20 protein-coding genes and 1 pseudogene are annotated in these 20,591 nt (G+C 65.5%); 10 read left to right on the top strand and 11 right to left on the bottom strand.

Annotated elements, in window-relative coordinates; translation table 11 throughout:
• Positions 1-8: 8 nt before the first annotated feature.
• The 10 genes from hutH (at position 9) to V0R59_RS19665 (ending at position 12,418) form a co-directional block, all read left to right on the top strand.
• Positions 9-1,544, top strand: a complete 1,536-nt coding sequence (hutH, locus tag V0R59_RS19620) for a histidine ammonia-lyase (RefSeq protein ID WP_330076036.1) — start codon at positions 9-11, stop codon at positions 1,542-1,544.
• Between the two features lie 14 nt (positions 1,545-1,558).
• On the top strand, positions 1,559-2,764 hold the full coding sequence (gene hutI, locus V0R59_RS19625) for an imidazolonepropionase (RefSeq protein WP_330076037.1): 1,206 nt from the start codon (positions 1,559-1,561) through the stop codon (positions 2,762-2,764).
• Positions 2,765-2,774: 10 nt separating this feature from the next.
• Positions 2,775-3,575 carry an N-formylglutamate deformylase gene (gene hutG, locus V0R59_RS19630; protein WP_330076038.1) on the top strand — a complete coding sequence of 267 codons (801 nt, stop codon included), beginning with the start codon at positions 2,775-2,777 and terminating at the stop codon, positions 3,573-3,575.
• Between the two features lie 111 nt (positions 3,576-3,686).
• The gene (gene pip / locus V0R59_RS19635) at positions 3,687-4,661 is read left to right on the top strand and encodes a prolyl aminopeptidase (RefSeq protein WP_330076039.1); all 975 of its coding nucleotides are present in this window, start codon (positions 3,687-3,689) and stop codon (positions 4,659-4,661) included.
• Positions 4,658-5,095: a D-aminoacyl-tRNA deacylase gene (gene dtd / locus V0R59_RS19640; protein ID WP_330076040.1), complete on the top strand. Its 438-nt coding sequence runs from the start codon at positions 4,658-4,660 to the stop codon at positions 5,093-5,095. The genes pip and dtd overlap by 4 nt, the downstream gene beginning before the upstream one ends.
• A 265-nt stretch (positions 5,096-5,360) precedes the next feature.
• Positions 5,361-7,100, top strand: coding sequence for a glucan biosynthesis protein G (locus V0R59_RS19645; protein WP_330076041.1), 1,740 nt, complete (start codon positions 5,361-5,363; stop codon positions 7,098-7,100).
• Complete coding sequence (gene mdoH / locus V0R59_RS19650) at positions 7,093-9,663, top strand: glucans biosynthesis glucosyltransferase MdoH (protein WP_330076042.1); 2,571 nt, start codon at positions 7,093-7,095, stop codon at positions 9,661-9,663. The genes V0R59_RS19645 and mdoH overlap by 8 nt, the downstream gene beginning before the upstream one ends.
• 187 nt (positions 9,664-9,850) lie before the next feature.
• The gene (locus tag V0R59_RS19655; protein ID WP_330076043.1) at positions 9,851-10,651 is read left to right on the top strand and encodes a transporter substrate-binding domain-containing protein; all 801 of its coding nucleotides are present in this window, start codon (positions 9,851-9,853) and stop codon (positions 10,649-10,651) included.
• Between the two features lie 77 nt (positions 10,652-10,728).
• Positions 10,729-11,691 carry an amino acid ABC transporter permease gene (locus V0R59_RS19660; protein ID WP_330076044.1) on the top strand — a complete coding sequence of 321 codons (963 nt, stop codon included), beginning with the start codon at positions 10,729-10,731 and terminating at the stop codon, positions 11,689-11,691.
• The gene (locus V0R59_RS19665) at positions 11,684-12,418 is read left to right on the top strand and encodes an amino acid ABC transporter ATP-binding protein (protein WP_330076092.1); all 735 of its coding nucleotides are present in this window, start codon (positions 11,684-11,686) and stop codon (positions 12,416-12,418) included. Before V0R59_RS19660 ends, V0R59_RS19665 begins: the two co-directional genes overlap by 8 nt.
• A gap of 90 nt (positions 12,419-12,508) precedes the next feature.
• Here the strand turns inward: V0R59_RS19665 and V0R59_RS32010 are convergent, their stop codons facing one another.
• The 11 genes and pseudogenes from V0R59_RS32010 to ubiE form a co-directional block, all read right to left on the bottom strand.
• On the bottom strand, positions 12,509-13,381 hold the full coding sequence (locus tag V0R59_RS32010; RefSeq protein ID WP_375547393.1) for a methyl-accepting chemotaxis protein: 873 nt from the start codon (positions 13,379-13,381) through the stop codon (positions 12,509-12,511).
• Positions 13,364-14,425 (bottom strand): annotated as a pseudogene (locus V0R59_RS32015) (methyl-accepting chemotaxis protein); the annotation flags it as partial. The gene V0R59_RS32010 and the pseudogene V0R59_RS32015, both read right to left, overlap by 18 nt.
• A gap of 147 nt (positions 14,426-14,572) precedes the next feature.
• The gene (locus V0R59_RS19675; RefSeq protein WP_330076046.1) at positions 14,573-15,280 is read right to left on the bottom strand and encodes a 16S rRNA (uracil(1498)-N(3))-methyltransferase; all 708 of its coding nucleotides are present in this window, start codon (positions 15,278-15,280) and stop codon (positions 14,573-14,575) included.
• Positions 15,277-16,068, bottom strand: coding sequence for a twin-arginine translocase subunit TatC (gene tatC / locus V0R59_RS19680; protein ID WP_330076047.1), 792 nt, complete (start codon positions 16,066-16,068; stop codon positions 15,277-15,279). The genes V0R59_RS19675 and tatC overlap by 4 nt, the downstream gene beginning before the upstream one ends.
• The gene (gene tatB / locus V0R59_RS19685; RefSeq protein WP_330076048.1) at positions 16,065-16,466 is read right to left on the bottom strand and encodes a Sec-independent protein translocase protein TatB; all 402 of its coding nucleotides are present in this window, start codon (positions 16,464-16,466) and stop codon (positions 16,065-16,067) included. Before tatB ends, tatC begins: the two co-directional genes overlap by 4 nt.
• A 4-nt stretch (positions 16,467-16,470) precedes the next feature.
• Positions 16,471-16,743: a twin-arginine translocase TatA/TatE family subunit gene (locus V0R59_RS19690; RefSeq protein ID WP_330076049.1), complete on the bottom strand. Its 273-nt coding sequence runs from the start codon at positions 16,741-16,743 to the stop codon at positions 16,471-16,473.
• Positions 16,744-16,768: 25 nt separating this feature from the next.
• A complete protein-coding gene (locus tag V0R59_RS19695) occupies positions 16,769-17,104 on the bottom strand; it encodes a phosphoribosyl-ATP diphosphatase (RefSeq protein WP_330076050.1) in 336 nt (111 codons plus the stop codon).
• Position 17,105: 1 nt separating this feature from the next.
• Complete coding sequence (gene hisI / locus V0R59_RS19700) at positions 17,106-17,498, bottom strand: phosphoribosyl-AMP cyclohydrolase (protein ID WP_330076051.1); 393 nt, start codon at positions 17,496-17,498, stop codon at positions 17,106-17,108.
• Between the two features lie 73 nt (positions 17,499-17,571).
• The gene (ubiB, locus tag V0R59_RS19705; protein ID WP_330076052.1) at positions 17,572-19,176 is read right to left on the bottom strand and encodes a ubiquinone biosynthesis regulatory protein kinase UbiB; all 1,605 of its coding nucleotides are present in this window, start codon (positions 19,174-19,176) and stop codon (positions 17,572-17,574) included.
• On the bottom strand, positions 19,173-19,796 hold the full coding sequence (locus tag V0R59_RS19710; RefSeq protein WP_330076053.1) for a ubiquinone biosynthesis accessory factor UbiJ: 624 nt from the start codon (positions 19,794-19,796) through the stop codon (positions 19,173-19,175). The genes ubiB and V0R59_RS19710 overlap by 4 nt, the downstream gene beginning before the upstream one ends.
• Positions 19,796-20,566 (bottom strand): bifunctional demethylmenaquinone methyltransferase/2-methoxy-6-polyprenyl-1,4-benzoquinol methylase UbiE, encoded by a 771-nt coding sequence (gene ubiE / locus V0R59_RS19715; RefSeq protein ID WP_330076054.1) that lies wholly within the window; start codon positions 20,564-20,566, stop codon positions 19,796-19,798. The genes V0R59_RS19710 and ubiE overlap by 1 nt, the downstream gene beginning before the upstream one ends.
• Positions 20,567-20,591 lie beyond the last annotated feature (25 nt).

Raw genomic sequence — 20,591 nt, forward strand, 5'->3', positions numbered from 1 at the left:
GCCAGAACATGCAAGTCTTCAACCTGATCCCCGGCCAGGTCAGCCTCGCCGAATTGCGCGGCATCTATGAGAAGCCGGCGCGCCTGAGCCTGGTGGCCAGCGCCGCGGCGCAGATCGACGCCAGCGTCGCCTGCGTCGAGCAGATCCTCGCCGAGGACCGCACCGCCTACGGCATCAACACCGGTTTCGGCCTGCTGGCCTCGACCCGCATCGCCAGCCACGACCTGGAAAACCTGCAGCGCTCGTTGGTGCTGTCCCACGCCGCCGGCATCGGCGCGCCGCTGGACGACGCCATGGTGCGCCTGATCATGGTGCTCAAGATCAACAGCCTGAGCCGCGGTTTCTCCGGAATCCGGCGCAAGGTGATCGACGCGCTGATCGCCCTGGTCAACGCCGAGGTCTATCCGCATATCCCGCTCAAAGGCTCGGTCGGTGCTTCCGGCGACCTGGCGCCGCTGGCGCACATGTCGCTGGTCCTGCTGGGCGAAGGCAAGGCACGTTACAAGGGCGAGTGGCTGCCGGCGGTGGACGCCCTGGCCGTGGCCGGCCTGGAGCCGCTGACCCTGGCGGCCAAGGAAGGGCTGGCGCTGCTCAACGGCACCCAGGCCTCGACCGCCTACGCACTGCGTGGCCTGTTCGAAGCCGAAGACCTGTTCGCCGCCGCCATCGTCTGTGGCGGCCTGACCGTGGAAGCGGTGCTCGGCTCGCGTTCGCCGTTCGACGCCCGCATCCACGCCGCTCGCGGCCAGCGCGGGCAGATCGACGCGGCCGCCTGCTACCGCGACCTGCTCACCGACGGTACTGAAGTCTCCGCCTCCCACGAGCATTGCGGCAAGGTTCAGGATCCGTACTCGCTGCGCTGCCAGCCACAGGTCATGGGCGCCTGCCTGACCCAGCTGCGCCAGGCCGCCGAAGTCCTCGCCATCGAGGCCAACGCCGTCTCCGACAACCCGCTGGTGTTCGCCGAGCAGGGTGACGTGATCTCCGGCGGCAACTTCCACGCCGAGCCGGTGGCCATGGCCGCCGACAACATGGCCCTGGCCATCGCCGAGATCGGTTCGCTGAGCGAGCGGCGCATCTCGCTGATGATGGACAAGCACATGTCCCAGCTGCCGCCGTTCCTGGTGGAAAACGGCGGGGTCAACTCCGGCTTCATGATCGCCCAGGTCACCGCCGCGGCCCTGGCCAGCGAGAACAAGGCCCTGTCCCATCCCCATAGCGTCGACAGCCTGCCGACCTCTGCCAACCAGGAAGACCACGTGTCCATGGCCCCGGCCGCCGGCAAGCGCCTGTGGGAAATGGCCGAGAACACCCGCGGCATCCTCGCCATCGAATGGCTGGGTGCCTGCCAGGGCATCGACCTGCGCACCGGGCTGAAGACCTCGGTCAAGCTGGAGCAGGCGCGCAAGGTCCTGCGTGATCGCGTGCCGCACTACGACAAGGACCGCTTCTTCGCCCCGGACATCGAGATCGCCGTGCAGCTGCTGGCCGAGAACCGCCTGACCGCGCTGCTGCCGGCGGGCGTGCTGCCGAGCCTGTCGTGAGTGGAGAAGCGAGCATGAAGACCCTCTGGCAGCACTGCCACGTGGCGAGCATGGCCCAGGGCAGCTACTCGATCATCGAGGACGCGGCGATCGTCACCGAGGCCGGGCGTATCGCCTGGATCGGTGCGCGCCAGGCGCTGCCGGACCTGGAAGTACAGGCGCAGGTCGACCTGGGCGGCGCCTGGGTCACCCCGGGGCTGATCGACTGCCACACCCACACGGTGTTCGGCGGCAACCGCAGCGGCGAGTTCGAGCAGCGCCTGCAGGGTGTCAGCTATGCCGAGATCGCCGCCCAGGGCGGCGGCATCGCCAGCACGGTGCGGGCGACCCGCGCCGCCAGCGAGGATGAGCTGTACGCCAGCGCCCTGCGCCGCGTACGGGCGTTGATGCGCGATGGCGTGACCACCCTGGAGATCAAGTCCGGCTACGGCCTCGACCTGGACAACGAGCGCAAGATGCTCAAGGTCGCCCGGCGCCTGGGCGAGAGCCTGCCGCTGACGGTGCGCGCCACTTGCCTCGCGGCCCACGCATTGCCGCCGGAATACAAGGATCGCAGCGACGATTACATCGCCCATGTCTGCGACGTCATGCTCCCGGCGCTGGCCGCCGAGGGCCTGGTGGATGCGGTGGATGCCTTCTGCGAGTACCTGGCGTTTTCGCCGTCGCAGGTCGAGCGGGTGTTCATCAAGGCCCGGGAACTGGGGCTGCCGGTCAAGCTGCATGCCGAGCAACTGTCGCCCATGGCCGGTTCCAGCCTGGCGGCGCGGTATCACGGCCTGTCCGCCGATCATCTGGAGTTCATGACCGAGGACGATGCCATCGCCATGGCTGCCGCCGGCACCGTTGCCGTGTTGCTGCCAGGTGCCTTCTATTACCTGCGCGAGACCCAGTTGCCGCCGATGGAGGCCCTGCGCAAGCACGGGGTGAAGATCGCCATCGCCAGCGACCTCAACCCCGGCACCTCGCCGGCGCTGTCGCTGCGGCTGATGCTGAACATGGCCTGCACGCTGTTCCGCATGACCCCGGAAGAGGCCCTGGCCGGTGTCACCCTGCATGCCGCCACGGCCCTGGGGCTGGGCGACAGCCATGGTTCGCTGGAAGTGGGCAAGGTCGCCGACTTCGTCGCCTGGGATATCGAGCGTCCGGCCGACCTTGCCTACTGGCTTGGCGGTGAACTGGACAAGCGCGTGGTGCGCCACGGCATCGAACTGACTGATTGAGGCAACGACGATGGACAAGGTTCTGAATTTCCACCAGGGCAGGCTGCCGTTGCTGGTCAGCATGCCCCACGCCGGCCTGCAACTGACGCCGGCGGTCCGTGATGGCCTGGTCCCGGCGGCGCAGAGCCTGCCGGACACCGACTGGCACATTCCCCGGCTGTACGACTTCGTCCGCGAGATGGGCGCCAGCGTGGTGGCGGCCGAGTATTCGCGCTTCGTCATCGACCTGAACCGGCCCGAGGACGACCAGCCTTTATATGCAGGCGCGACCACCGGCCTGTTCCCGGCAACGCTGTTCGATGGCGAGCCGCTGTTCGAGGACGGCAAGGCGCCGTCGGCGGCGGAGCGGGCAGGGTACCTGGAGGCGATCTGGCGCCCCTATCACGACACCCTGCGCAACGAGCTGGCGCGGCTGAAGGCGGAGTTCGGCTATGCCTTGCTGTGGGATGCCCACTCGATCCGTTCCCATGTGCCCCATCTGTTCGACGGCAAGCTGCCGGATTTCAACCTCGGCACCTTCAATGGCGCCAGTTGCGATGCAGAACTGGCCGAAAGGCTGAAAGCGGTGTGCGCCAAGGCTGGAAATTACAGTCACGTGCTGAACGGGCGCTTCAAGGGCGGGCATATCACCCGGCATTACGGCGACCCGGCCAATCACATTCATGCGGTGCAACTGGAGCTGGCGCAGAGCACCTACATGGAGGAGGTGGAGCCGTTCAACTATCGGCCTGACCTGGCCGAGCCGACCCAGGTGGTGTTGCGGGGTTTGCTTGAAGAGGTCCTGGCCTGGGCTGAAGCTCGGTACCGCTGACCTGTGGGAGCGGGTTCGCATCGCTGGTTCGTTGACCCAACGGGGCATGCTCAAAGCGCAATTCGGGTTTATGATGCCCCACGGCAGAATAATTCCCACACGGAGTGCGTAATGCAGACCTTGTACCCACAGATCAAACCCTACGCCCGGCACGATCTGGCAGTCGAAGCACCGCATGTACTGTACGTCGATGAAAGTGGTTCCCCGGAAGGTCTGCCGGTGGTGTTCATCCACGGTGGCCCCGGCGCTGGCTGCGATGCCCAGAGCCGCTGCTACTTCGACCCCACGGTCTACCGCATCATCACCTTCGACCAGCGCGGCTGCGGCCGTTCCACTCCCCATGCCAGCCTGGAAAACAACACCACCTGGCACCTGGTCGAAGACCTGGAGCGCATCCGCAAGCACCTCGGCATCGAGAAGTGGGTACTGTTCGGCGGCTCCTGGGGCTCGACCCTGGCCCTGGCCTACGCCCAGACCCACCCCGAGCGCGTGCATGGCCTGATCCTGCGCGGCATCTTCCTCTGCCGTCCGCAGGAGATCGAGTGGTTCTACCAGACCGGTGGTGCCAGTCGCCTGTTCCCCGACTACTGGCAGGACTACATCGCGCCGATCCCTGCGGATGAACGCGACGACCTGGTCCAGGCCTTCCACAAGCGCCTCACCGGCAGCGACCAGATCGCCCAGATGCACGCCGCCAAGGCCTGGTCCACCTGGGAAGGCCGCACCGCCACGCTGCGTCCCAACCCGCTGGTGGTCGACCGCTTCTCCGAGCCGCAGCGCGCGCTGTCGATCGCCCGAATCGAATGCCACTACTTCGTCAACAACGCCTTCCTCGAAGAAAACCAGTTGATCCGCGACATGCCGAAGATCGCCCACCTGCCGGCGGTGATCGTGCACGGTCGCTACGACGTGATCTGCCCGCTGGACAACGCCTGGGAACTGCACCAGGCCTGGCCGAACAGCGAGCTCAAGGTGATCCGCGACGCCGGCCACGCCGCGTCCGAGCCGGGCATCACCGACGCCCTGGTGCGCGCCGCCGACCAGATGGCCCGGCGCCTGCTCGACCTGCCCCTGGAAGAGGCATGAAAGGCCTGCTGCAACGCGTGCGTGGCGCGCGGGTGGAAGTGGAGGGGGAGATCGTCGGTTCCATCGACCAGGGCTTGCTGGTGCTGGTCGCGGTCGAGCCGGGGGACACCCCCGAGCATGCCGACAAGCTCCTGCACAAATTGCTCAACTACCGGGTCTTCAGCGACCCGCAGGGCAAGATGAACCTGTCCCTCAAGGACATCGACGGCGGCCTGCTGCTGGTATCCCAGTTCACCCTCGCCGCCGACACCCGCAGCGGCCTGCGCCCGAGCTTTTCCACGGCGGCGCCGCCAGCCCTCGGCGCCGAGCTGTTCGACTACCTGATGGCCCAGGCGAGGCTCAAGCACGGGACTGTCGCCAGCGGCCGCTTCGGTGCCGACATGCAGGTCCACCTGGTCAATGATGGCCCCGTAACACTTATGTTACAAATATGACGTCAAAAAACCCCCTGTTCGCAGGAAAACAAGGGGTTCTACAGCAAAAATAGTTGGTTGGCCCTGATGCGTTGTAACGCAGCCTGCTAGATAATCGCGCGCTACATGGGGCCGGCGTTCGACGGCCTGTTTCACTCTGACTCGAGAACTGTCCGGAACCGCTTGGGGAATCATTGAGCCCTTTCGGAGTCCGAACAGTGCTCGCCAACCCGGCATGTGTCGCTGGCCGTTGGTTCTTTAGATCTGTTTTCGGCGAGGGTTGCTCGTGATTGTTAGTCCCTTTGATGCTCCAAGAACGCCTGCCAGTCGGTTGCGCAAGGCCCTGCTCGCCGGTTCGGCACTGGTCTGCCTGCTCAGCGCCGGCCAGCTTTGGGCGTTCAACCTTGACGACGTAGCGGCCAAGGCGAAGGACCTGGCCGGACAGAAGTACGAAGCACCGAAAAGCAACCTGCCGGCCGTCTTCCGCGACATGAAGTTCGGCGACTACCAGAAGATCCACTTCCGCGCTGAAAAAGCCGAGTGGGCCGGGGAGAAAACCCCGTTCGAGCTGTCGTTCTATCACCAGGGCATGCACTTCGACACGCCGGTGAAGATCAACGAAGTCACCGCCACCACCGTCGAAGAGATCAAGTACGACCCGAGCCGCTTCGACTTCGGCGACCTGCAGTTCGATGCCAAGGCCACCGAGAAACTGGGCTACGCCGGTTTCCGCGTCCTCTATCCGATCAACAAGGCGGACAAGCAGGACGAGATCATGACCCTGCTCGGCGCCAGCTATTTCCGCGTGGTCGGCAAGGGCCAGGTCTATGGCCTGTCCGCCCGTGGCCTGGCCATCGACACCGCGCTGCCGTCCGGCGAGGAATTCCCGCGCTTCACCGAGTTCTGGGTCGAACGCCCGAACGCCGGCGACAAGCACTTGGTGATCTACGCCCTGCTGGACTCGCCGCGCTCCACCGGCGCCTACAAGCTGATCCTGCGTCCGGGTTCCGACACCATCGTCGACGTGCAGTCCAAGGTGTTCCTGCGTGACCACGTCAGCCGCCTGGGCATCGCCCCGCTGACCAGCATGTACCTGTTCGGCAGCAACCAGCCGTCCCGCGTGCCGAACTACCGTCCGTCGCTGCACGACTCCGAAGGCTTGTCGATCCACGCCGGCAACGGCGAGTGGCTGTGGCGTCCGCTGAACAACCCGAAACACCTGGCCGTGAGCAACTTCAGCGTGGAAAACCCGCGCGGCTTCGGTCTGCTGCAGCGCAACCGCGACTTCAGCTTCTTCGAAGACCTGGATGACAACTACCAGAAGCGTCCGAGCACCTGGATCGAGCCGAAGGGCGACTGGGGCAAGGGCACCGTCGACCTGGTGGAGATCCCCACCGCCGACGAGACCAACGACAACATCGTGGCCTTCTGGAGCCCGGAGAAACTGCCGGAACCAGGCACCCCGATCGAATACGAATACCGCCTGCACTGGACCATGGACGAGTCGGCCTTCCACTCGCCGGACCTCGGCTGGGTCAAGCAGACCATGCGTTCCACCGGCGACGTCAAGCAATCCAACCTGATCCGCCAGCCGGACGGCAGCGTTGCGTTCCTGGTCGACTTCGAAGGCCCGGCCCTGGCCAAGCTGCCGGAAGACACCGCGGTACGCAGCCAGATCAGCGTCGGCGACAACGCCGAGGTGGTGGAAAACAACCTGCGCTACAACCCTGAGATCAAGGGCTGGCGCCTGACCCTGCGGATGAAGGTCAAGGATCCGGGCAAGGCTGTGGAAATGCGCGCCGCCCTGGTTCGCGACGTACCGGTCGAGCCGGTCAAGGCCGAACCTGCCAAGCAAGAGAAACAGGAAAAACCTGCGAAGCACGACAAGGCCGCCGCCAAAACCGCGAAAGCCGAAGCGCCAGCCGAACAGCCAGCCGCCGAAGCGGCGCCCACCACCGAGGCCCCGGCCACCACCGAACAGGTGCTGACCGAGACCTGGAGCTATCAGTTGCCAGCCGATGAGTAACTCTTGCGCACGGCCAGAATCGCTTGCCGAATACCTGGCCCATCTACCTCTGAGCGACGAGCAGCGCGCCGAACTGGCTGACTGCTCCTCGTTCAGCGAGCTGCACCAGCGCCTGTCCGCACAGTCGGGCGCTGCCGCCGAGCCTGCCCAGGGCTCGGTCGGCGGCCGCCTGAACCTGCTCAGCGCCACCGACATGGAAGAGGCCGAGATGCTCGGCCTCGACGCCAGCGGCCGGGTCTGCCTCAAGGCGACCCCGCCGATCCGCCGGACCCGGGTGATCCCCGAGCCGTGGCGGACCAACATCCTCATTCGCGCCTGGCGCCGGATGACCGGGCGCACCAATGCGCCGGCCCCGGAGAAGCGCGAACTGCCGGCCGCGCGCTGGCGCTGGGTCGGTTCGATGCGCCGCTACATCCTGCTGGCGCTGATGATCGGCCAGACCCTCGTCGCCGGCTGGTACATGAAGGGCATCCTGCCTTACCAAGGCTGGTCGTTCGTCGACCTTGACGAGGTCCTGAACCAGCCGCTGCTGCAAACCGCGGCCCAGGTCTGGCCGTACGCGTTGCAGACCAGCATCCTGGTTCTCTTCGGCATCCTCTTCTGCTGGGTCTCAGCGGGCTTCTGGACCGCGCTGATGGGCTTCCTTGAACTGCTCACCGGGCGCGACAAGTACCGCATTTCCGGGAGCAGCGCCGGCAACGAGCCGATCGAGAAGGGCGCGCGTACCGCGCTGGTCATGCCGATCTGCAACGAAGACGTGCCACGGGTGTTCGCCGGCCTGCGCGCGACCTTCGAGTCGGTGGCTGCCACCGGTGACCTCGACCGTTTCGACTTCTTCGTCCTCAGCGACACCAACGACACCGACATCGCCGTCGCCGAGCAACAGGCCTGGCTGGACGTATGCCGCGAGGCCAAGGGCTTCGGGCGGATCTTCTACCGCCGCCGCCGCCGTCGCGTGAAGCGCAAGAGCGGCAACCTCGACGACTTCTGCCGCCGCTGGGGCAGCGACTACCGCTACATGGTGGTGCTCGACGCCGACAGCGTGATGAGCGGCGAATGCCTCACCAGCCTGGTGCGCTTGATGGAAGCCAACCCCGACGCGGGGATCATCCAGACCGCGCCGAAGGCCTCGGGCATGGACACCCTGTATGCGCGCATGCAGCAGTTCGCCACTCGCGTGTATGGCCCGCTGTTCACCGCCGGCCTGCACTTCTGGCAGCTGGGCGAATCGCACTACTGGGGCCACAACGCGATCATCCGCATGAAGCCCTTCATCGAGCACTGCGCCCTGGCGCCGTTGCCGGGCAAGGGCGCCTTCGCCGGTGCGATCCTCTCCCACGACTTCGTCGAAGCCGCGCTGATGCGCCGTGCCGGCTGGGGCGTGTGGATCGCCTACGACCTGCCGGGCAGCTACGAAGAACTGCCGCCGAACCTGCTCGATGAGCTCAAGCGCGACCGGCGCTGGTGCCACGGCAACCTGATGAACTTCCGCCTGTTCCTGGTCAAGGGCATGCACCCGGTACACCGCGCGGTGTTCCTCACCGGGGTGATGTCCTACCTGTCGGCGCCGCTGTGGTTCTTCTTCCTGGTGCTGTCTACGGCGCTGCTGGCGACCAACACCCTGATGGAGCCGCAGTACTTCCTCGAACCACGGCAGCTGTACCCGCTGTGGCCGCAGTGGCATCCGGAGAAGGCCATCGCCCTGTTCTCCACCACCATCGTCCTGCTGTTCCTGCCGAAACTGCTCAGCGTCATCCTGATCTGGGCCAAGGGCGCGAAGGAATACGGTGGCCGGATCAAGGTCACGATGTCCATGCTCCTGGAGATGCTGTTCTCCATGCTGCTGGCGCCGGTGCGTATGATCTTCCACACCCGCTTCGTCCTCGCCGCGTTCCTCGGCTGGGCCGCGACCTGGAATTCGCCGCAGCGTGACGACGACTCCACGCCGTGGAGCGAAGCGGTGCGTCGCCATGGTCCGCAGACCCTGCTGGGCGTGGCCTGGGCCCTGCTGGTGGCCTGGCTGAACCCGAGCTTCCTGTGGTGGCTGGTGCCCATCGTCGGTTCGCTGACCCTGTCGATCCCGGTCTCGGTGATCTCCAGCCGGGTCAACCTGGGCCTGCGTGCCAAGGACGAGAAGCTGTTCCTCATCCCCGAGGAATACTCGACCCCGCAGGAACTGCTGGCCACCGACCAGTACACCCACGAAAACCGCTGGCACGCGCTGCACGACGGTTTCGTCCGGGCCGTGGTCGATCCGCAGCAGAACGCCCTGGCCTGTGCCCTGGCAACTGCCCGCCATGGTGTCGCCGAGCCGATCGAGGCGTTGCGTGCCGAGCGCATCGCCAAGGCCCTGCAGGTCGGCCCGTCCGGGCTCGACGGCAATACCCGCCTGGCGCTGTTGAGCGACCCGGTGGCGCTGTCTCGCCTGCACGACAGCGTCTGGGCCGAGCACAACGCGCCCTGGCTGGACGTCTGGCGTGCGTCGATCGCCAACGACCCGCACTCGCCGCTGCTGCCGCTCCACCCGGAGCCGGCCCTGCAACCGGCCCTGGCCAACGCCTGACCCGCAACGGGGCGACATGAGTCGCCCCGTTGTTGTTTCTGGTATCAATAAGTAACAAAGTCTTCACGGACGCTAGGTCCCGTGCCGCTCATGCGTTAGCATCCCACCCCGACTATTGCGCGATGTCTGTAGGAAATTTCGCGCACAGAATAAAATTCGAGCGTTTTCTTGTTTGGGGGAAGTGGTGATGTTCAAAAAGTATCTGTCGATGCTGCTGGCCGGCGTCGCGGCCACCGTCGCGGTCGCTACCGCACAGGCCGGCGTGATCGATGACGCGGTCAAGCGCGGCACCCTGCGGGTGGGCATGGACCCGACCTACATGCCGTTCGAGATGACCAACAAGCGCGGCGAGATCATCGGTTTCGAAGTCGACATCCTCAAGGCCATGGCCAAGTCCATGGGCGTCAAGCTGGAGCTGGTCTCCACCGCCTATGACGGCATCATCCCGGCGCTGATGACCAACAAGTTCGACATGATCGGCAGCGGCATGACCCTGACCCAGGAGCGCAACCTCAAGCTGAACTTCAGCGAGCCCTTCATCGTCGTCGGCCAGACCCTGCTGATCCGCAAGGAGCTGGCGGACAAGGTCAAGTCGTACAAGGACCTGAACACCGCTGAATACCGCCTGACCTCCAAGCTGGGCACCACCGGCGAGATGGTTGCCAAGAAGCTGATCGGCAAGGCCCAGTACCACGGCTACGACAACGAGCAGGAAGGCGTGATGGACGTGGTCAACGGCAAGGCCGATGCCTTCGTCTATGACGCGCCGTACAACGTCGTCGCGGTGGAGAAGGTCGGCAACGGCAAGCTGGTCTACCTGGACGAGCCGTTCACCTATGAGCCACTGGCGTTCGGCCTGAAGAAGGGCGACTACGACAGCATCAACTTCATCAACAACTTCCTGCACCAGATCAAGCACGACGGCACCTACGATCGAATCCACGACAAGTGGTTCAAGAAGAAAGAGTGGCTGAAGGACATGGAATAAGGCCCTCGGCTCCACGCCAGGCTTGAAACCCGACGCGCAGGCATGTCCTGCGCGTTCTCATTTACGGAACGCCTCACGTGATCAAACACAAGAAAGCCCAGTGGCCCTGGCACGGGCTGACCGCGCTGGTCCTGGTCGGACTGGCGCTGAGTCTGTATTTCGCCACCTCGATGATTTCCTACGAGTGGCGCTGGAACCGGGTACCGCAGTACTTCGCCTACCAGGCCGAGGAAGCCCATCGCGCGGCGGCCTATGGCACGGTGCAGGACATCGTCAGCCAAGGCGGCACGGCGCGGGTCACCCTGCGTGACGAAGACGGCAATGAGCAGGTCGTGGAAGTCGAGCAGGGCACCCTGCAGCTGTCCAAGGGTGATGACGTGTCCGAAGGCGACGTGGTCGGCCTGACCCACCACTGGGCCGCCGGCCCGCTGGCCTGGGGCCTGTGGACCACGGTGTGGATCTCCGTGGCGTCCGGTGCCATCGGCCTGCTGATCGGCTTGTTCGCCGGCCTCTGCCGGCTGTCCAGCAACCCGACCCTGCGCGACCTGTCGACGGTGTATGTCGAACTGGTGCGCGGCACGCCGCTGCTGGTGCAGATCTTCATCTTCTACTTCTTCATCGGCACCGTGCTCAACCTGTCCCGCGAGTTCGCCGGGGTGGCGGCACTGGCCCTGTTCACCGGCGCCTACGTGGCCGAGATCGTCCGTGCCGGCGTGCAGTCCATCGCCAAGGGCCAGAGCGAGGCCGCGCGTTCGCTGGGCCTCAATGCGGCCCAGTCGATGCGCCACGTGGTCCTGCCGCAGGCGTTCAAGCGCGTGCTGCCGCCGCTGGCCGGGCAATTCATCAGCCTGGTCAAGGACACCTCGCTGGTCTCGGTGATCGCCATCACCGAACTGACCAAGAGCGGCCGCGAAGCGATCACCACCTCGTTCTCGACCTTCGAGATCTGGTTCTGCGTCGCCGGGCTGTACCTGCTGATCAACCTGCCGCTGTCGCATTTCGCCAGCCGGCTGGAACGGAGGCTTGCGCAAAGTGATTGAAGTCCGTGACCTGACCAAAGTCTTCGACACCCGCGGCATGGTCGTGCGGGCTGTGGATAACGTTTCCACCCAGGTGGCCCGTGGCGAGGTGCTGGTGGTGCTTGGCCCGTCCGGCTCGGGCAAGTCGACCTTCCTGCGCTGCCTGAACGGCCTGGAATCGTTCGATGCCGGCAGCGTGGCCATCGACGGTTTGCAGCTGGCGGACCCGAAGACCGATATCAACGCCTATCGCCGCGAAGTCGGCATGGTGTTCCAGCATTTCAACCTGTTCCCGCACATGACCGTGCTGGAGAACCTTTGCCTGGCGCAGAAGGTCGTGCGCAAGCGTGGTAAGGCCGAGCGCGAGGCCAAGGCCAGGGCACTGCTGGAGAAGGTGGGGATTGGCCAGAAGGCCAATGAATACCCGTCGCGGCTGTCCGGTGGCCAGCAGCAGCGCGTGGCGATCGCCCGGGCGTTGGCGATGGATCCGAAGGTGATGCTGTTCGACGAGCCGACCTCGGCGCTGGACCCGGAGATGGTGGGCGAGGTGCTGGATGTGATGAAGACCCTGGCCCAGGAAGGCATGACCATGGTCTGCGTCACCCACGAAATGGGCTTCGCCCGGGAAGTGGCGGACCGGGTGCTGTTCTTCGATCACGGCAAGTTGCTGGAAGATTCGCCGCCGGAGCAGTTCTTCACTGCCCCGAAGGACCTGCGGGCCCAGGCGTTCCTGCGGCAGGTCTTGTAAGAGCGACGCATACCCTGTGGGAGCGGGTTCACCCGCGATTGCGTCAGTGAATTCACTGCTGCAATCGCGGGTAAACCCGCTCCCACAGGGTTACAGCCGGAACTTCGACACCAACCCCTGCAAATGCGTCCCCAACCGCGCCAGCTCGACGCTGGACGCCGCTGTCTCCTCACTCGCCGACGCCGTCTGGTCCGACACATCCCGCACGTTCATCACGCTGCGGTTGATCTCTTCCGCCACCGCGCTCTGCTGCTCCGCCGCCGCCGCGATCTGCTGGTTCATCGACTGGATCGACGACACGGTTTTGGTGATGGTCTCCAGCGACACCCCGGCGCTGCGGGTCAGTTGCACGCTGTTGTCGGTCAGGCTACGGCTGTTGTCCATCACCGCGGCCACCTGCTGGGTGCCGCTTTGCAGCCCGGCGATCAGCTGTTCGATTTCCTCGGTGGATTGCTGCGTGCGCTGGGCCAGGCTGCGCACTTCATCGGCGACCACGGCAAAGCCCCGTCCGGCTTCACCGGCCCGGGCCGCTTCGATGGCGGCGTTGAGGGCCAGCAGGTTGGTCTGCTCGGCCACCGACTTGATCACGTCCAGTACGCTGCCGATCTTGTCGCTCTCGGTCTTGAGCCTGCCCATGGCTTCGCTGGAGTTGCCCACTTCCTTGGCCAGTCGTTCGATCTGGGCAATCGCCTCGGCGACCACGCGATCACCTTCGCGGGCCTGGTTGTCGGCCATCTTCGCCGCTTCGGAAGCTTCTTCGGCATTGCGCGCGACTTCGTGCACGGTGGCGGCCATTTCGTTCATGGCGGTGGCCACCTGGTCGGTCTCGACCTTCTGGTTGTTGACCCCGGCGCTGGTCTGCTCGGTCACCGCCGACAGTTCCTCGGCGGCGCTGGCGATCTGGGTGACGCCATCGCCTATACCACCGATCAGCTCGCGCAGGCTGACGGTCATGCGCTGCATGCTGCGTTGCAACTGGCCCAGTTCGTCGCGGCGCTGGTCGAGGAGGTCGTGGCTGAGGTCGCCGCTGGCGATGCGGTCCACGGCAGTCAGGGTGTGGCGCAGCGGCACGACGATCTGCCGGGTGATGGCCCAGGCGGCGACGATGCCGAAGAGCAGGGCGAGCAGGGTGGCCAGGCCGAGCATGGACTTGGCATGCTGGGTTTCGCTGTCGCGAAGCTGGGTCTGCGACTGGGTCAGTTCCATGCTCAGGTCGAGCAGGCGGGTGCCCAGCTTGCCCATCTCGGCCAGGGATTTATCGCTGGATTCCTGGGCCGTGCCGACCTGGACCACAGCGCCACGATAGGCCGTGAGCGCTTCGCCCGCCGCGGACAGGTTGCCTTGATGTTCCGCCGGGACTTTTGCCGGGAGTACCTTGATCAGGGCCAGGGCTTCATCGATGGCAGTCAGCGCAGTGGCCTGGTATTCGTCCTTGCCGCTGTAGGTGTAGCCGCGGACCTGGAAGCGTGCCTGCTGCAGGAGCCGGGCGGCCTCCACGGCATTGTTGAACACGACGATATCGCCGTTCTGCAACAGCGCCTGCTGGACCTGGTCGAGCAGGGCGGCGGCCTTGTCGGCGCTGCTGCCGAGGATGGCGCGAGCCGCCTCGCGGGCGTCGGCGGCGCGCTTGAGGTCGGCGAAGGCGCTTTCATAGGCGCGTACCGCCTGGCTTTGCTGGGTCAGGCGCTGGCTGTCCTGCGGTTCGCTGACGCGCTTGCGGACCTTTTCCAGGGTCGCGTCCAGCGCCGCCAGGGCCTTTTCCACCTGGGCCGTGGAGGCGGCATCGCGATTGTGTTCGTAGGTTTGCCGGGCGATGCGCAGGGTCTGGGTGGCCTGGTACACCTCGGAGATCTCGCCGAGCTTGTCGCCCCGGTTGATCACGCCGGAAAGGCCTTGCCAGCCGGTGAAAGTGATGACCAGTGTCAGCAGCAGGACGATGCTGAAGCCGATTCCCAATTTGCGATTGACGCTCACATTCCCCAGGTGCTGGGCCATCCAACGGTACATGCGGTAACTCCGGTTCTGTCAGGCGAGGCAGATTTTTTATGCTGTCTTCCTGAATCGGCCCGGCGTTACAAAACTGAAGATGGCAAATGCGTCTAATCCGGGGCTGGGGGGCTAGCCAATAGTCTTATAGACCGTATGGGAATTGGCTCAGAAAAGGCGGGCAAGCAGCGCAGTGACAGCGGTTTCCACGCGCAGGATCCGATCGCCCAGCTGCACGGGGTTGAGGCCGGCCTTGCCCAACAAGTCGACTTCGTAGGGGATCCAGCCACCTTCCGGACCGATGGCCAGGGTCACCGGCGTATCGACGCCACGCGGGCAGGGGGGATGGTTGCCGGGGTGGCCGACCAGGCCGAGGGTGCCGGCGGCGATGGCCGGCAGGCGGTCTTCGACGAACGGCTTGAAGCGCTTTTCGATGACGACTTCCGGCAGCACCGTATCGCGGGCCTGTTCCAGGCCGAGGATAAGGTTCTCGCGGATGTTGTCGGGGTCGAGGAAGGGGGTTTGCCAGAAGCTCTTTTCCACCCGATAGCTGTTGACCAGCACCAGCCTGGCCACGCCCATGGTGGCGATGGTCTGGAACACCCGGCGGAGCATCTTCGGCCGCGGCAGGGCGAGGACCAGGGTCAGCGGCAGCTTGGCCGGCGGTGCTTGGTCGAAGCTCAGCGACAACTCGGCCTCATGACCCTCCAGGCGCTCGACCCGGGCCTGGCCCATCAGGCCGCCGAGGCGGCCGACCCGCAGGCTGTCACCCACGGCGACGCGATGGATTTCCTGCATGTGGGTAAAGCGGCGGTCGCTCAGGACCGCACGGTCGGCCGCGATGAAGTCGGCCTCCTCGAGCAGCAGCAGGTTCACGCCTGGGTCGCTGGCGGCTGGTCGTCAGGGGTGTCGTTGCTGCTGTCGTGTTCCTGGCTGCGCTTGCGCACCAGGCCGCCGAACAGCACGCCGATCTCGAACAGCATCCACATCGGCACGGCCAGCAGGGTCTGCGAGAAGATGTCCGGCGGGGTGAGGATCATGCCGACCACGAAGCAGCCGATGATCACGTACGGACGGATCTTGCGCAGGTACTGCACGTCCACCACGCCGATCCACACCAGCAGCACCACGGCCACCGGGATCTCGAAGGCCACGCCGAAGGCGAAGAACAGGGTCATGACGAAATCGAGGTAGCTGGCGATGTCGGTCATCATCGACACGCCCTCGGGGGTGGCGCTGGCGAAGAAACCGAAGATCAGCGGGAACACCAGGAAGTAGGCGAAGGCCATGCCGGCGTAGAACAACAGGATGCTGGAGACCAGCAGGGGAATGGCCACGCGCTTTTCATGGCGGTACAGCCCCGGCGCGATGAAGCCCCAGATCTGGTAGAGAATGAACGGGATCGCCAGGAACAGCGAGACGATCATGGTCAGCTTGAACGGCGTCAGGAACGGCGAGGCCACGTCGGTGGCGATCATCGTTGCGTTGGCCGGCAGGTGCGCACGCAGCGGCGCCGAGACCAGGGTGTAGATCTGCTGGGCGAAGGAGAACAGCCCGGCGAAGATCAGGAAGACCGCCGCCACGCAGCGCAGCAGGCGGGTCCGCAGTTCGGTGAGGTGCGACACCAGCGGCATGGGCTGGTCGTGTTCCGGAATCTCGCTCATGGGGCTCGCGGCGGTTGGCTCGGTTCGGTGGGCGGCGGGGTGACGGGTGCTGTCTCAGGCGCGACGGGAGGCACGGGCGTGGCTTGCGCAACGGGGGCGGGCTCGACGACGGGCTGGCTGCCCGGCGTGGTGGCCGGATCTGGGGTCACGCTCTGTGGATTGAGGATGCGCCGGGCTTCCTGCTCCATCGAGAGAATGTGCTCGTTGTGCAGTTGCCGGCGAATCTCGTCGGCGCCGATCTCGCGTTCGACTTCCTGCTTGATGGAATTGAAGCTGCGCTTGAGCCGCCCGATCCACAAGCCGGCGGTGCGTGCCGCGCCGGGCAGGCGCTCGGGGCCGAGCACCACCAGGGCGACCAGGCCGACGAGCAGCAACTCGCTGAAGCTGATGCCGAACATGGGATCACTCTTTCCTTGCAGGTTCCTGGACCTTCTGGACCTCGCCGTCATAGGTGTGCGGCTGGTTCAGCGGGGCGGACTGCGGTGGGACCGGCTGGGACGGTTGCGCGGTGGGAGCGGTTGGCTCCGCCGGCTTTTCGTCTTCGTTCATGGCCTTCTTGAAGCCCTTGATGGACTCGCCCAGGTCGCTGCCGAAGTTCTTCAGCTTCTTGGTGCCGAACACCAGTACCACGACGACCAGCAGGACGATCCAGTGTTTCCAGTCAAAAATACCCATGGTGCGATTCCTCGAATGAATTCAGTTACGCCGATGGCTGGCGGGCGGCCTTTTCGTCGTGGCCCGAAAGTCCGAAGCGGCGCTCCAGCTCGTCCAGCACGGCTTGTGGGTGCTGGCCCAGGGCTGAAAGCATGACCAGGCTATGGAACCACAGGTCGGCGGTTTCATAGATGACATCGCTGCAGTCGCCGCTGACGGCGGCGTCCTTGGCGGCAATGATGGTTTCGACCGACTCCTCGCCGACCTTCTCCAGGATCTTGTTCAGGCCCTTGTGATACAGGCTTGCCACGTAGGAGCTGTCGGGGGCCGCGCCCTTGCGGGCTTCCAGTACTTCGGCCAGGCGGGCCAGGGTGTCGCTCATGTCAGTGTCCTGCGTTGTAGATGGCGTTCGGGTCCTTCAGGACCGGGTCGACGATCTTCCACTGGCCGTCTTCGAAGACGCGGTAGAAGCAGCTTTCGCGGCCGGTGTGGCAGGCGATGTGGCCCAGTTGCTCGACCATCAGGATGATCACGTCGGCGTCGCAGTCCAGGCGCAGCTCATGCAGTTTCTGCACGTGGCCGGACTCCTCGCCCTTGCGCCACAGTTTGCCACGGGAGCGCGACCAGTAGATGGCGCGCTGCTCGGCGGCGGTCAGGGCCAGGGACTCGCGGTTCATCCAGGCCATCATCAGCACGCGCCCGGTCTTGTGGTCCTGGGCGATGGCCGGTACCAGGCCGTTGCTGTCCCACTTGATCTCGTCCAGCCAGTCTTTCATGTTCGACTCCCAATTCAGGCCACGGCCCCGCGCCGATGCCGGCGGCTAGTGTGCCAGCCGCCAGCGTCCATGGCTATCGGCGAACCACCAGGTAGAGCCCCGCCGCCAGCATCAGCCAGGCCGGCCAGACGCTGGTGGCGACGAAGTTCTCCGCACCGGTCGCGAGGACCGCGCCACCGCCGAGCAGGGCGGCACCGAGCAGGCGCAGGGCCCAATGGTCCTGCTGCTTCCACGGCGCCGGAGGGTCGCTCAGGTGCGGCTGCGACATGCGTTCGAGCAGGTCGCGGGTCATGTTGGCCAGGTGCGGGACTTGCTCGACCTGGCTGTGCAGGTTCTGCAACAGTGTCTTGGGGCTGACCCGGTCGCGCATCCAGCGTTCCAGGAACGGCTGCGCGGTGCTCCACAGGTCGAGGTCGGGATACAACTGGCGGCCCAGGCCCTCGATGTTCAGCAAGGTCTTCTGCAGCAGCACGAGTTGCGGCTGGACTTCCATGTTGAAGCGCCGTGCAGTCTGGAACAGGCGCATGAGCACCTGGCCGAAGGAGATGTCCTTGAGCGGCTTTTCGAAGATCGGCTCGCACACGGTGCGGATCGCCGCTTCGAACTCGTTGAGCTTGGTCTGCGCCGGCACCCAGCCGGAATCGATGTGCAACTGCGCCACGCGACGGTAGTCGCGCTTGAAGAAGGCGAACAGGTTGCGTGCCAGGTAGTCCTGGTCTTCCGGGGTCAGGCTGCCGACGATGCCGCAGTCGATGGCGATGTACTGCGGGCTCCACGGCTTGACCGTGCTGACGAAGATGTTGCCGGGGTGCATGTCGGCGTGGAAGAAGCTGTCGCGGAACACCTGGGTGAAGAAGATCTCGACGCCGCGCTCGGCCAGCATCTTCATGTCGGTGCGCTGGTCGGCGAGGGTTTCCAGGTCGGTGACCTGGATGCCGTAGATGCGCTCCATCACCAGTACCTTGGGCCGGCACCAGTCCCAGTAGACCTGGGGCACGTACATCATGTCCGAGCCTTCGAAGTTGCGCCGCAGCTGGCTGGCGTTGGCCGCCTCGCGGAGCAGGTCGAGTTCGTCGTAGATGGTCTTTTCGTAGTCGCTGACCACGTCCACCGGGTGCAGCAGGCGGGCGTCGGCGGAGACCCGCTCGGCGCCGCGGGCGATGAGGAATAGCCAGGCCAGGTCCTGGGCGATCACCGGCTTGAGGCCCGGGCGCACCACCTTGACCACCACTTCCTCGCCGCTCTTCAGGCGTGCGGCGTGAACCTGAGCCACCGAGGCCGAGGCCAGCGGCTCGACGTCGAAGCGCGAGAAGATTTCCCCGACCCTGGCGCCGAGCTGCTCTTCGATCAGGGCCACGGCCTTTTGTGGATCGAAGGGCGGCACGCGGTCCTGCAGCAGCATCAGCTCGTCGGCGATGTCCGCCGGCAGCAGGTCGCGGCGGGTCGAGAGCAACTGGCCGAACTTGATGAAGATCGGCCCGAGGTCCTGCAGGGCCAGGCGCAGTCGCGCGCCGCGGCTCAGGTCGAGCTTTTTCCGGGGCAGCCAGCGCCATGGCATGAGCAGCCGCAACGAAGCCAGCCACCAAGGAAGGGGCAGGTCGAACAGCAGGTCATCGAGACGGTAGCGGATCACGACGCGCTGGATGCGCAACAGACGGCGGACGGCAAGCAGCTTCATGCGTTATCGCTGGATTCAAGGGATCGGGCAAGGCGCTCGATGCGCGCCTCAAGGCGTTCAATGTCGAGTTTCAGGCTGTCGAGCTCGCCGAAGCGGGCCTCGGCTTCGCGCAGGCCCACCAGGGTCCGGGATTCCTCGGCCAGGTATTCGGAGGCGGTGCGGCTCAGGCTGGCCAGGCTCTGCCGGGTCCAGCGCGCGCGGCTGCGCAGGTGGCCGCTGAGCAACTGGGTGGCTACCGGGCCGAACCAGCGGGAGACTTCGTACTCCCAGTCCAGCTCCAGGTCCTGCAGCACGCCGACCAGGTCCAGCAGCACGGTGCTGTCGCCGTCCAGCTCGACCTGCGGGCTGTGCAGCACGGCGGTCTTGTCCTGGCTCAGGGCCAGTTGCACCAGGCTGCTGGCCGGGGCGCGCAGGGTGCAGTCGGCGTCCGTGGCCCACTGGCTGGCCAGCAGCAGGCCTTCATCGCTGGGCAGGACGAACAGTTGCAGGGCCGGCTGGCGGCAGTCGATGGCGATTACCTTGCCGTCGAGCGGGGCCAGGCGCGGCAGCGCGGTGCTGTCCAGGCGCAGGACACGGTTGAGGCCGTGCTCGACGCTGGCGAGAAGGCCGGCCAGCAGCATCAGGGCTTGATACCGCGGTGCAGGGCGACGATGCCGTTGGTCATGTTGTGGTAGGTGACGCGGTCGAAGCCGGCGTCGACCATCATGGCCTTGAGGGTTTCCTGGTCGGGGTGCATGCGGATCGATTCGGCCAGGTAGCGGTAGCTTTCCGAGTCGTTGGTGATCAGCTTGCCGGCCAACGGCATGAAGGCGAAGGAGTAGGCGTCGTAGACCTTGGACATCAGCTTGCTGGTCGGCTTGGAGAATTCCAGCACCAGCAGGCGGCCGCCCGGCTTGAGGACGCGCAGCATGGAGCGCAGGGCCTCGTCCTTGTGGGTCACGTTGCGCAGGCCGAAGGCGATGGTCACGCAGTCGAAATGGTTGTCCGGGAACGGCAGCTTTTCCGCGTCGGCCTGGACGAACTCGACGTTGCCGGCAACACCCAGGTCGAGCAGGCGGTCACGGCCGACCTTGAGCATCGAGGCGTTGATGTCGGCCAGCACGACCTGGCCGGTGGGGCCGACCAGGTGGGAGAACTTGCGGGTCAGGTCGCCGGTGCCGCCGGCGATGTCCAGGACCCGGTTACCGCTGCGCACACCGGACAGCTCGATGGCGAAGCGTTTCCACAGGCGGTGCATGCCGCCGGACAGCACGTCGTTCATCAGGTCGTACTTGGCGGCTACCGAGTGGAAGACCTCGGCGACCTTGTCGGCCTTCTGGCTTTCCGGGACGCTCTTGTAGCCGAAATGAGTGGTGGGTTCGGCGTTATCGCCTTTGCGCTGCTCGTTCATATCGCTTCACCGGGAAAAATTACTG

This window comes from Pseudomonas ulcerans, assembly GCF_036324125.1.
GTDB classification, from domain to species: domain Bacteria; phylum Pseudomonadota; class Gammaproteobacteria; order Pseudomonadales; family Pseudomonadaceae; genus Aquipseudomonas; species Aquipseudomonas ulcerans.

Bases quoted from the DNA above. Each gene is read 5' to 3' on its own strand.
- hutI (WP_330076037.1), top strand. From the start codon at position 1,559: ATGAAGACCCTCTGGCAGCACTGCCACGTGGCGAGCATGGCCCAGGGC.
- hutG (WP_330076038.1), top strand. From the start codon at position 2,775: ATGGACAAGGTTCTGAATTTCCACCAGGGCAGGCTGCCGTTGCTGGTC.
- hutH (WP_330076036.1), top strand. From the start codon at position 9: ATGCAAGTCTTCAACCTGATCCCCGGCCAGGTCAGCCTCGCCGAATTG.
- ubiE (WP_330076054.1), bottom strand. From the start codon at position 20,566: ATGAACGAGCAGCGCAAAGGCGATAACGCCGAACCCACCACTCATTTC.
- V0R59_RS32010 (WP_375547393.1), bottom strand. From the start codon at position 13,381: ATGCAGCGCATGACCGTCAGCCTGCGCGAGCTGATCGGTGGTATAGGC.
- ubiB (WP_330076052.1), bottom strand. From the start codon at position 19,176: ATGAAGCTGCTTGCCGTCCGCCGTCTGTTGCGCATCCAGCGCGTCGTG.
- dtd (WP_330076040.1), top strand. From the start codon at position 4,658: ATGAAAGGCCTGCTGCAACGCGTGCGTGGCGCGCGGGTGGAAGTGGAG.
- mdoH (WP_330076042.1), top strand. From the start codon at position 7,093: ATGAGTAACTCTTGCGCACGGCCAGAATCGCTTGCCGAATACCTGGCC.
- tatC (WP_330076047.1), bottom strand. From the start codon at position 16,068: ATGAGCGAGATTCCGGAACACGACCAGCCCATGCCGCTGGTGTCGCAC.
- hisI (WP_330076051.1), bottom strand. From the start codon at position 17,498: ATGAAAGACTGGCTGGACGAGATCAAGTGGGACAGCAACGGCCTGGTA.
- V0R59_RS19710 (WP_330076053.1), bottom strand. From the start codon at position 19,796: ATGCTGCTGGCCGGCCTTCTCGCCAGCGTCGAGCACGGCCTCAACCGT.
- V0R59_RS19695 (WP_330076050.1), bottom strand. From the start codon at position 17,104: ATGAGCGACACCCTGGCCCGCCTGGCCGAAGTACTGGAAGCCCGCAAG.
- pip (WP_330076039.1), top strand. From the start codon at position 3,687: ATGCAGACCTTGTACCCACAGATCAAACCCTACGCCCGGCACGATCTG.
- tatB (WP_330076048.1), bottom strand. From the start codon at position 16,466: ATGTTCGGCATCAGCTTCAGCGAGTTGCTGCTCGTCGGCCTGGTCGCC.
- V0R59_RS19655 (WP_330076043.1), top strand. From the start codon at position 9,851: ATGTTCAAAAAGTATCTGTCGATGCTGCTGGCCGGCGTCGCGGCCACC.
- V0R59_RS19690 (WP_330076049.1), bottom strand. From the start codon at position 16,743: ATGGGTATTTTTGACTGGAAACACTGGATCGTCCTGCTGGTCGTCGTG.